This window comes from Vreelandella aquamarina, assembly GCF_900110265.1.
Taxonomy (GTDB): domain Bacteria; phylum Pseudomonadota; class Gammaproteobacteria; order Pseudomonadales; family Halomonadaceae; genus Vreelandella; species Vreelandella aquamarina.
This window is the reverse complement of record NZ_FODB01000045.1, coordinates 24,602-34,941: the sequence shown is the minus strand read 5'-3', so window position 1 is coordinate 34,941 and position 10,340 is coordinate 24,602. Positions and strand designations below refer to the sequence as shown.

Here is a 10,340-nt window from a genome sequence, read left to right as displayed (position 1 = left end):
AGGCCAGGGAGCAGGGCAAGCATCTGGTCAAGATTGACCCGTGGTTTGCCAGCTCCAAGACCTGCCATGTCTGCCAGCACAAGATGGACGCCATGCCGTTGAACGTCCGGTCGTGGGAGTGCCCCGCCTGCCACACACAGCACGACCGGGACATCAACGCGGCGCTGAACATCAAGCATCAAGGCATTATCGAGCTGAAGGCGGAAGGGCTGTCCGTCTCTGCCCATGGAGGCTTGCGTAAGTCCGGCACATCGTCGGCAGCTGCCTGAGAAGTGGGAAGCCTCGCCCGTGGCGCGTCAGCGCTTAGGGCGGGGAGCAGTCACTTCAAATTGAGCCTTAAGGCGTACTCTGCTATTCTGTCGTCCCATCCTGGTGTGGCTTTCTGTTACGCCTTTTGATCACGTTTCGACAGGTTTTCCATGACACGATATATCTTCGTGACCGGCGGCGTTGTGTCCTCTCTTGGCAAGGGCATCGCGTCGGCCTCGCTGGCGGCGATTCTCGAGGCCCGCGGCCTTAAGGTCACCATGCTCAAGCTCGACCCGTACATCAACGTGGACCCGGGCACCATGAGTCCCTTCCAGCACGGCGAGGTGTTCGTCACCGAGGATGGCGCCGAGACGGACTTGGACTTAGGTCACTATGAGCGCTTTATTCGCACCAAAATGACCCAGGGCAACAACTTCACCACCGGCCGCGTGTACGAACATGTGCTACGCAAAGAGCGCCGGGGTGACTACCTGGGTGGCACTGTGCAGGTCATTCCGCACATCACTGATGAGATCAAGCAGCGCGTCTACGCTGGAGGCGAAGGCTTCGACGTGGCGCTGGTGGAGATCGGCGGGACGGTTGGCGATATCGAATCACTGCCGTTCCTGGAGTCCATTCGTCAGATTCGTAGCGAGCTGGGCGCAAGCCGCGCCATTTACATGCACCTCACCCTGGTGCCGTACATCAAGACCGCTGGCGAAACCAAAACCAAACCGACGCAGCACAGCGTAAAAGAGCTGCGCTCCATCGGCATCCAGCCGGATATTTTGATTTGCCGCAGCGAAGTGGAGCTTGAGGAGAGCGAGCGCCGCAAGATTGCGCTGTTCACCAATGTGGAAGAGCGTGCGGTAGTGCCGCTGCAAGACGCCGACACTATCTACCGCATTCCGCTAATGCTTCACGAGCACGGCCTGGACGATATCGTCTGCGACAAGCTGCGCTTAGAAGCTGAGCCTGCGGATCTGTCGGAGTGGGTCAAGGTACTCGATGCCAAGCTGAACCCGCTGAAGTCGGTCAGCATCGCCATGGTCGGCAAGTACATGGAGCTGCTGGATGCGTATAAGTCGCTGAACGAAGCGCTGATCCACGCAGGTATTCAGGGCCGCATCAAGGTCAACGTCGACTACATCGACTCTGAAGACATCGAGCGTCACGGCACCGAGCGCCTGGCAGGCAAAGACGCCATTCTGGTGCCCGGCGGTTTCGGCGAGCGCGGTGTGGAAGGCAAGATTCTGACCGCCCAGTTTGCCCGTGAAAACAACATCCCTTACCTGGGTATCTGTCTAGGCATGCAGGTAGCGGTGATCGAGTTCGCCCGCAACGTGGCTGGCTGGAAAGACGCCAACTCCACCGAGTTTACCCACGATACCAAGCACCCGGTGGTGGGGTTGATCACCGAGTGGATCAATGCCGAAGGCAAGATCGAGCTGCGCGACGCGGCCTCCGACCTGGGCGGCACCATGCGTTTGGGCGGCCAAGTGTGCCATCTGGCCGCTGGCAGCAAAGCCCGCGAAGCGTACGGTGCCGGCGAAATCGTTGAGCGTCATCGCCACCGCTTCGAAGTCAACAACCAGTTCATTGATGAGCTGGAAGCTGCGGGCCTGGTGATTTCGGGCAAGAGCGTCGATCAGTCGCTGGTCGAAGTCGTCGAGCTGGCGGACCACCCTTGGTACGTGGCGTGTCAGTTCCACCCGGAATTTACTTCGACGCCTCGCGACGGTCATCCGCTCTTCTCGGGCTTCGTCAATGCCGCACTAGAACACAAAACGGCACGCACCCGTGCCCACGCCGCACCTCAGGAATAAAGGGGGAAGCATGTCTTCTCAGTCCCAATTCCCAGAGCATCACATCAACGTTGCCGGCTTGACCGCCGGCAATTCTTTGCCACTCATGCTGCTTGGCGGCATGAACGTGCTGGAGTCGGCGGAGCTGGCCGATGAAGTGGCGCAGGCCTACGTGAATGTGACGCAAAAGCTGGGTATGCCTTATGTGTTCAAGGCCAGTTTCGACAAAGCGAATCGCAGCTCGATCCACTCCTACCGGGGGCCTGGGCTGGAAAAAGGCCTGCAAATCCTGGCCGATATCAAGGCGCGCTATAACGTGCCCATCATTACCGATGTGCACGAGCCCTGGCAGGCAGCGCCTGCTGCTGAAGTCGCCGATATCATCCAGCTGCCGGCCTTTTTGGCGCGCCAGACCGATCTAGTGGTGGCAATGGCGAAAACGGGCGCTGCCATCAATATCAAAAAGCCGCAGTTTTTGGCCCCGCACGAAATGCGCCATATCCTTAACAAGTTTCAGGAAGCGGGCAATGACCGCCTGATGCTGTGCGAGCGCGGCACCAGCTTTGGCTACAACAACCTGGTGGTGGACATGCTGGGCTTTGGCGATATGAAGCAGACCGGTTACCCGGTGTTCTTCGATGTCACCCATGCTCTGCAGCGCCCCGGTGGCCGGGCGGATAGCGCCGATGGCCGCCGTGCCCAAGTGGCAGAGCTTGCTCGTGCGGGCGTGGCGGTTGGTTTGGCCGGGCTGTTTTTAGAAGCTCATCCAGACCCCGATAATGCCAAGTGCGACGGCCCCTGTGCGCTGCCGCTGGATCAATTAGAGCCATTCTTAACGCAGCTGTCGCAGTTAGACGCTCTGGTAAAAGGCTTCGATCCCTTAACCATCCGTTAATCGCGGCGTTAATCCGTGGTATACATTGGATCTCTCATCTATTAGACCGACAACCAAAGGACACTGTCATGACCAAAATTGTTGAAATCAGTGCGCTGGAAGTGCTCGATTCGCGCGGTAACCCGACCGTTCAAGCCACCGTACGTTTGGAAAGCGGTGCCGTAGGCGTTGCCTGTGCCCCCAGCGGTGCCTCCACGGGTTCCCGCGAAGCACTCGAACTGCGTGATGGCGACAAGGCGCGCTACCTCGGTAAAGGCGTTTTAAAAGCCGTCGAGGCCGTGAATGGCAAGATTCGTGATGCGTTGTTGGGAATGGATGCGCGGGACCAGCGCGGTTTGGACAATGCCATGCTGGAGTTGGATGGCACGGATAACAAGGCGACTCTGGGAGCCAATGCGATTCTGGCGGTGTCGCTCGCGGCAGCCAAGGCGGCGGCCAATGCCAAAGGCGTGCCACTGTATGCCCATATCGCCGAGCTTTACGGTCAGCCAGGCCAGTACAGCATGCCGGTACCGATGATGAACATCCTCAACGGCGGTGAGCACGCCGACAATAACGTGGATATTCAGGAGTTCATGGTGCAGCCGGTGGGCGCCCCCAACTTCCGTGAAGGTCTGCGTATGGGCGCGGAGATTTTCCACGCACTGAAAAAAGTGCTCTCTGCCAAGGGGCTGTCTACCTCGGTCGGTGATGAGGGTGGCTTTGCGCCGAACCTGGCGTCCAACGCCGAGGCACTGGCCGTCATCAAGCAGGCGGTGGCCGATGCCGGTTATACCCTGGGCAGCGATGTCACTCTGGCGCTGGACTGTGCTGCCTCCGAATTCTACAAGGAAGGTCAGTACGACCTGGCCGGAGAAGGCAAGCGTTACGACTCCGAAGGGTTTGCCGACTACCTGGCGGGCCTGTGTGCCGACTACCCCATCGTGTCTATCGAAGACGGCATGGACGAGTCCGACTGGGCCGGTTGGAAAGCCTTGACCGACAAGCTGGGCGACAAGGTGCAGCTGGTGGGGGACGACCTATTCGTCACCAATACCAAAATCCTTAAGCGTGGCATTGACGAGCAGATCGGTAACTCGATTCTGATCAAGTTCAACCAGATTGGCTCGCTCTCCGAAACCCTCGACGCGATTAAAATGGCCCAAGATGCGGGCTTTACGGCGGTCATCTCCCACCGTAGTGGTGAAACGGAAGATACCACTATTGCCGATTTGGCCGTAGGCACCTGTGCGGGACAAATCAAGACCGGATCGCTGTGTCGTTCTGACCGTGTCGCGAAGTACAACCGCCTGCTGGTGATCGAAGCCGAGCTAGGGGATGTGAGCTACCCCGGTTTGAAAGCCATCAAAGGCCAGTAGGTCAAAAACATAGCGTTCGCGTGTAAGAGATCTCTCAAAAATTTGTAAGAGATCTCTTACAAATGCCGACGAAATTCGCTCGAAACCTTGTAAGAAAAAGCGAGATTTTTCACTAATCCAACTTTAAGTGATTGTCTTAGTTGAGTTTTATGAAAGAAAGGCGGCCCCTTGGGCTCGCCTTTTGCGTATTGGGTCCGCTTGAGAAGTTGCGCTGTTCTGCCACAATGCATTCAGGACAAGGGGAGGCAAGGATGCTTCAGGCAGGATGCAACGGGATGCAAGCAGGTGCGCTGGGTGACACAGTGATGTGAGCCTTGGCAAGGAAGTCACCTGAGGAGGTTGACACAGGGAGTGGTCAGAGGAAGTGCTTGGAGCGGGCGGCCTACGGGCCGCCTTTTTTTGTGTAGGCCATTCACGCAATCATGGACGCCTTCCATCCGACTACAAAAAAACCAGCGTAAACGCTGGTTTTTTTGTGGTGTGCTAACACTCTGCGCTTAACGCTCGAGTTTTTCCAGCTTACCTGTTTTGCCATCCCACTCTTCTGCATCGGGCAGAGGGTCTTTCTTCTCGGCAATGTTGGGCCACACTTCGGCCAACTCCGCGTTGATCTCGATAAACTGCTCTTGGCCATCTGGCAGCTCATCCTCCGAGAATATTGCCTCAGCAGGGCACTCTGGCTCACACAGCGCGCAGTCGATGCACTCGTCCGGGTGAATAACTAGGAAATTGGGGCCTTCGTAGAAACAGTCGACTGGGCAAACTTCCACACAGTCGGTGTATTTGCATTGGATGCAGTTCTCGGTAACGACAAACGTCATCTTGCTATCCCTCTTGCGAGACCGAGAAGCCTCCCGGTCGTGGTCAATCGTGAATGGTTATAAATCTGCGGTTTTTTATAAGGTAAAAAGGTATGGGCGACATTCTAGTGGTGCCCATACCCGGCGGCAAGCGCTCGCGCTCATCTGTTTGATGCGATTACTGACGCTCATTATATCCATTGTCTATAGCAACTCTCGCCACTGATACAACAAGGTCAGCGCTTCGCGAGGCGACAAGTCGTCGATATCCGCCTTGCCGAGCGCTTCTACCACCGGGTGCGGGGCGCTGGCGAACAGGTCGTTTTGCTGCGGTATCGCAGGGCTCGCTGAGGGCCGCTGCTGCTCGTCGACATCCCGCTGTTCGAGCATCATCAGCTTTTCCCGAGCGCGACGAATTACCGGAGCCGGGACCCCGGCGAGTTGGGCGACCTGTAAGCCATAACTCTGGCTGGCGGGGCCTGCCTCGATACGGTGCATGAACACGATACCATCGCCGTGCTCCGTTGCCGTCAAATGAATATTGGCGATGCCCTCCGCCTGCTCAGGCAGTGCCGTCATTTCAAAATAGTGCGTGGCAAACAGCGTGAGCGCCCGAGCGTTAGCGAGATGCTCGGCGCTTGCCCAGGCCAAGGAAAGCCCATCGAAGGTGCTAGTGCCACGGCCAATCTCATCCATTAACACCAAGCTGTGTTCGGTGGCATTGTGCAAAATATTGGCGGTTTCAGTCATTTCTACCATGAAGGTAGAGCGCCCGCCCGCTAGATCATCTGACGATCCGATCCGGGTAAAGATACGGTCAACCGGGCCGATTTCGGCGGCATCGGCGGGTACGAAGCTGCCGCTATGGGCCAGCAGGGCGATCAGGGCGGTTTGGCGCATGTAGGTCGATTTACCGCCCATGTTGGGGCCGGTGATGATCAGCATGTGCTGCTTGGGCGTTAGCATAACATCGTTAGGCACGAACGGCGTGTCGCTCACCTGTTCGACCACCGGGTGCCGTCCGGCGGTAATGGTAATGCCGGTCGCGTCCACTAGCTGCGGGCGTACCCAGTTAAGAGCGTCGGCACGCTCGGCAAAAGCACACAGTACATCCAGCTCAGCCAGCGCGCGTGAGGTGTTTTGTAGCTCGTGCAGTTGGGCGTTGAGCTCGGCTAGCAACTGATCGTAGAGCCATTTTTCCCGCGTCAGCGCCCGCGACTTGGCGGAAAGCGCTTTGTCCTCAAACTCCTTCAGCTCTGGGATAATAAAGCGCTCGGCGTTTTTCAGCGTTTGACGACGGATATAGTCAGCTGGCGCATGCTGCGCCTGGGCGCGGGGCAGCTCAATAAAGTAGCCGTGTACGCGGTTATAGCCGACTTTTAGGTTGGCAAGTCCCGTGCGTTCGCGCTCTCTCAGTTCTAACTGAACGAGATAGTCGCCTGCGTTTTCGGCCATGCCGCGATGCTCATCTAGCTCGGCATCGAAGCCGTCGGCAATTACGCCGCCATCCCGAATGACTACGGGCGGGTTGTCGACCAGCGCTCGCGCTAGCGTATCGGCCAGCTCGGGGTAGGGGCGAATGTGCGGCTTGAGGCTATCCAGGGTGCTGCCGCTGTCGATATCGGTCAGCAGCGCTTCCAGCGTGGGCAGCGTGGCGAGCGCATCTCTCAGTCGCGCGAGATCGCGTGGGCGTGCGCTGTAAAGAGCGACGCGGGCGAGTATGCGTTCCACGTCCCCCACGTCGCTCAGCGTATCCCGCAGACTCATATAGTTGGCATCAATAGAGAGTAGGGCCACGCCGGCTTGGCGGCCCTCGACGATCTCCCGCTGGCGTAGCGGGCGATTCAGCCAGCGCTTTAAAAGCCGCGAACCCATGGCCGTGGTGCAGGTATCAAGCACGCTGGCCAGGGTGTTATCGCCGGTGCCGCCGAGGTTGATGTCGATTTCCAGATTGCGGCGGCTGGCGGCGTCGATCACCACGGCATCGTCGCGGTTCTCTACGCTGATGGCGGTCACGTGGGGCAGGCGCGAGCGCTGGGTATCGCGCGCGTAGTCGATCAAGACACCGGCCGCGATCAGTGCCGTGGAGAGGTGCGCGCAGCCAAAGCCACGCAGGTCGCTAACTTCAAATTGGTCGCACAGGCTGCGGGTGGCGCTTTCCAGATCGAATAGCCACTCCCCCTGGCGGCGTAGGCTGCGCTTTTGCGACCACGCATCGGGCAGGGTCAGGCTCTCCGGCACCAGCAGCTCCGCAGGGGAGAGGCGGGTCAACTCGGCGAGCATTTCCGCTTCGCTCTCGACTTCCAGTACGTTAAAACGACCGCTGGAGAGCTCCAGCCATGCCAGTCCCCAGCCAGCTTTTCCGGGGGCAACGGCCACCAGAACGTTATCTCGCCGAGCATCTAGCAGGGCTTCATCGTGCAGTGTGCCGGGGGTGACGATGCGCACCACCTGACGCTCCACCGGGCCTTTACTAGTGGCTGGGTCGCCGATTTGCTCGCAAATCGCCACCGACTCACCGCCTGCTACTAAGCGGGCTAAATAACCTTCCGCGCTATGGTAGGGCACCCCGGCCATGGGGATGGGTTTACCCCCCGACTGGCCGCGCTGGGTCAGGGTGATATCCAGCAGCGCAGCGGCGCGTTTAGCGTCATCGAAAAACAGCTCGTAAAAATCCCCCATGCGGTAAAACAGCAGTACCTCGGGGTGCTCGCGCTTGATGTTAAGGTATTGCGCCATCATTGGCGTATGGGCGGGGCTGGCCTGTGACATGGGCGTCCTGATTGAGCGTGGCGCAAGCGGTTGGCCTGCGGCATGTTCGTTGAGCAATTTCATTGAGAAAGCTAAACGCAGTATTCTACGCTACCCTAAGGTCTTACATGAAGGAGTCACCATGCCCCCCAGCGTTTCTAGCCTCAAGAACCTCGATTTATCGCTGCTTGCCCAGCGGCTGGGGCGGCTTTGCCTTCAGCTTGGCGTTGAAGTGACCGCCGCAGAGTCTTGCACCGGAGGAGGCATTGCCAGTGCGATTACCTCGGCGGCAGGCAGTTCGGCGTACTTTACAGCGGGCTATGTGACCTACTCAAACGCCGCGAAAACCCGCCTGCTGGGTGTGGAGCCTGCCACGCTTGAAGCCCATGGAGCCGTTAGCGAGGCCGTGGTGAAGGCGATGGTGGCGGGAGCCTGCCGTGAAAGCGGGGCTGATTTAGCCGTTGCGGTGAGCGGTGTGGCCGGCCCGGAGGGCGGCAGCGACGAAAAACCGGTAGGTACCGTATGGATTGCCTGGGGCAGTGCTGGACAGCAGCAGGCAGAGTGCTTCCACTTCCCCGGCGACCGCCAAGCGGTGCGGGAGCAGGCGGTGCGCGAAGCGCTGGCGGGTTTAGTGTCGAGGCTGAGCGCTCAGGCGCAGAAGAAATAATCGTTAAAGTTGCCGCTGAGGATTTGTTTAGCCGCTAATCTTTGGCATACTACTGGCTAATTATACAGCTTGTTATGAGGAATTTCCGCATGGCTCAGGAAGACAACCGCACAAAAGCGCTTAATGCTGCACTCAGCCAGATTGATCGCCAGTTTGGTAAAGGGACCGTTATGCGCCTTGGCGATGCGCCACGCGTCGTGATGCCGTCTGTCTCCACCGGTTCGCTGGGGCTGGATATTGCACTCGGCATTGGTGGTTTACCGTTTGGTCGTGTCGTCGAAATCTTTGGCCCAGAGTCATCGGGTAAAACTACCCTGACGCTTTCGGTCATTGCCCAAGCGCAAAAGCAGGGCAAAGTGTGTGCCTTCGTTGATGCCGAGCACGCGCTCGACCCCAGCTACGCTGAGAAGCTGGGCGTCAACCTGGACGACCTGCTGGTTTCCCAGCCGGACACCGGTGAACAAGCGCTGGAAATCACCGATATGCTGGTCCGCTCGGGCGGCGTGGATGTGATTATCATCGACTCCGTGGCTGCGCTGACTCCGCGTGCGGAAATCGAAGGCGAAATGGGCGACTCCCACGTGGGCCTGCAGGCGCGCTTGATGTCCCAGGCGCTGCGTAAAATCACCGGTAACATCAAAAACGCCAACTGCTTGGTGATCTTCATCAACCAGATTCGTATGAAGATTGGCGTGATGTTCGGTAGCCCCGAGACCACGACCGGAGGTAACGCGCTGAAGTTCTACTCCAGCGTGCGCTTGGATATTCGCCGCACCGGTTCGGTGAAGTCGGGCGACGAAGTCACCGGTAACGAAACCCGCGTGAAAGTAGTGAAGAACAAGGTGGCACCGCCGTTCCGGCAAGCTGAGTTCCAGATCCTTTACGGCAAAGGTATCTACCACGCGGGTGAGGTTATCGATCTTGGCGTGCAGTGCAGCCTAGTAGACAAAGCAGGCGCTTGGTACAGCTATAAAGGCAACAAGATCGGCCAGGGTAAAGCCAATGCGGCGCAGTACCTGGAAGAGCATCCTGAAATCATGAACGAGATTGAAACTCAGATTCGTGATCAGCTACTGGCCAAGGCGGAGCCGAAGAAGGAAGAAGCGTCTGCCGCTGATGTGGCTACAGATAGCGATGATGATCTGCTTTAAGCCGCTACCTCCATTGCATGTGCTAAGAGGGAAACTCGATGTTTTCCTCTAATGTGGATGCTTCTGCACGTGAAGTAGCGATTCAACTACTGGCTCGGCGCGAGTATTCTCGCGCCGAGCTGGCGCGTAAGTTACAGCAAAAAACTTTTGATGCCGATGAAATCTCTGCTTGCCTAGACGCCTTGGCCGAGCAGTCGCTGCAGTCCGATGCACGCTTTGCCGAGAGCTTTATACGCTCGCGTATTTCCAGAGGGCAGGGCCTAATTCGCATTAAAGGCGAGCTTCGCCAACGCGGGGTTGACCAGGAAACTCAGGCCGCCGCGTTGGCAGCAGTAGAAGAGCGTGAAGCGGTAGACTGGTTTGAGCTTGCTCGAGAAACGCTGGAAAGGCGTTTTTCCACTCCGGGTGATTCCCCCAAAGAGCGTGCCAAGCGCGAGCGTTTTTTAGCAGCGCGTGGGTTTGATTTTGAACAAATTCGCTATGCTCTTTCCTGTTTGTAGCCCCGCTCAGGGCTGTCTATAACCCCGCTCAGGGCTGTTACTGCCCTAGCTTACAGCGGCTTTCTTCCTGTTTGTTTCTTCTCTGTTTGGGCCGTCTGTTTTGGTTTTGCCACTAACTGCGGCTTTAGTCGTTTGACAACTGCGTTATAATGGTTCCTTTGCGA

Annotated in this window: 9 protein-coding genes; 7 read left to right on the top strand and 2 right to left on the bottom strand. The window is 57.9% G+C overall.

Translation table 11 applies throughout. The annotated features are described in order from the left end of the window. The 4 genes from BMY49_RS12620 to eno form a co-directional block, all read left to right on the top strand. The coding region (locus BMY49_RS12620; protein ID WP_143058131.1) for a zinc ribbon domain-containing protein at window positions 1-269 on the top strand (269 nt) is incomplete at its 5' end. Window positions 270-419: 150 nt separating this feature from the next. Beyond that, window positions 420-2,075, top strand: coding sequence for a CTP synthase (locus BMY49_RS12615; protein ID WP_089675713.1), 1,656 nt, complete (start codon window positions 420-422; stop codon window positions 2,073-2,075). Window positions 2,076-2,085: 10 nt separating this feature from the next. After that, entirely contained in the window at window positions 2,086-2,949 is an 864-nt protein-coding gene (gene kdsA / locus BMY49_RS12610; protein WP_044628868.1) for a 3-deoxy-8-phosphooctulonate synthase, read from the top strand. A gap of 68 nt (window positions 2,950-3,017) precedes the next feature. Further along, on the top strand, window positions 3,018-4,307 hold the full coding sequence (eno, locus tag BMY49_RS12605; RefSeq protein ID WP_054641331.1) for a phosphopyruvate hydratase: 1,290 nt from the start codon (window positions 3,018-3,020) through the stop codon (window positions 4,305-4,307). A 497-nt stretch (window positions 4,308-4,804) separates the two neighbouring features. Here eno and fdxA read toward each other — a convergent pair whose 3' ends face one another. Together fdxA and mutS are read right to left on the bottom strand one after the other, a co-directional pair. Then, complete coding sequence (gene fdxA, locus BMY49_RS12600) at window positions 4,805-5,128, bottom strand: ferredoxin FdxA (RefSeq protein ID WP_044628866.1); 324 nt, start codon at window positions 5,126-5,128, stop codon at window positions 4,805-4,807. Window positions 5,129-5,311: 183 nt separating this feature from the next. Further along, window positions 5,312-7,879 carry a DNA mismatch repair protein MutS gene (mutS, locus tag BMY49_RS12595; RefSeq protein ID WP_089675712.1) on the bottom strand — a complete coding sequence of 856 codons (2,568 nt, stop codon included), beginning with the start codon at window positions 7,877-7,879 and terminating at the stop codon, window positions 5,312-5,314. 121 nt (window positions 7,880-8,000) lie between these two features. Here mutS and BMY49_RS12590 point away from each other — a divergent pair, with 121 nt between their 5' ends. The 3 genes from BMY49_RS12590 to BMY49_RS12580 all read left to right on the top strand — a co-directional run bounded on the left by BMY49_RS12590 (window position 8,001) and on the right by BMY49_RS12580 (window position 10,176). After that, on the top strand, window positions 8,001-8,525 hold the full coding sequence (locus BMY49_RS12590) for a CinA family protein (protein ID WP_044628864.1): 525 nt from the start codon (window positions 8,001-8,003) through the stop codon (window positions 8,523-8,525). Between the two features lie 89 nt (window positions 8,526-8,614). Then, a complete protein-coding gene (recA, locus tag BMY49_RS12585; RefSeq protein WP_089675711.1) occupies window positions 8,615-9,676 on the top strand; it encodes a recombinase RecA in 1,062 nt (353 codons plus the stop codon). Window positions 9,677-9,714: 38 nt separating this feature from the next. Next, window positions 9,715-10,176 carry a regulatory protein RecX gene (locus tag BMY49_RS12580; protein WP_044630005.1) on the top strand — a complete coding sequence of 154 codons (462 nt, stop codon included), beginning with the start codon at window positions 9,715-9,717 and terminating at the stop codon, window positions 10,174-10,176. Window positions 10,177-10,340 lie beyond the last annotated feature (164 nt).

Excerpts from the sequence above, each read along its gene's own strand:
- BMY49_RS12580 (WP_044630005.1), top strand. The coding sequence starts at position 9,715 with ATGTTTTCCTCTAATGTGGATGCTTCTGCACGTGAAGTAGCGATTCAA.
- mutS (WP_089675712.1), bottom strand. The coding sequence starts at position 7,879 with ATGTCACAGGCCAGCCCCGCCCATACGCCAATGATGGCGCAATACCTT.
- kdsA (WP_044628868.1), top strand. The coding sequence starts at position 2,086 with ATGTCTTCTCAGTCCCAATTCCCAGAGCATCACATCAACGTTGCCGGC.
- BMY49_RS12615 (WP_089675713.1), top strand. The coding sequence starts at position 420 with ATGACACGATATATCTTCGTGACCGGCGGCGTTGTGTCCTCTCTTGGC.
- eno (WP_054641331.1), top strand. The coding sequence starts at position 3,018 with ATGACCAAAATTGTTGAAATCAGTGCGCTGGAAGTGCTCGATTCGCGC.
- recA (WP_089675711.1), top strand. The coding sequence starts at position 8,615 with ATGGCTCAGGAAGACAACCGCACAAAAGCGCTTAATGCTGCACTCAGC.
- BMY49_RS12590 (WP_044628864.1), top strand. The coding sequence starts at position 8,001 with ATGCCCCCCAGCGTTTCTAGCCTCAAGAACCTCGATTTATCGCTGCTT.
- fdxA (WP_044628866.1), bottom strand. The coding sequence starts at position 5,128 with ATGACGTTTGTCGTTACCGAGAACTGCATCCAATGCAAATACACCGAC.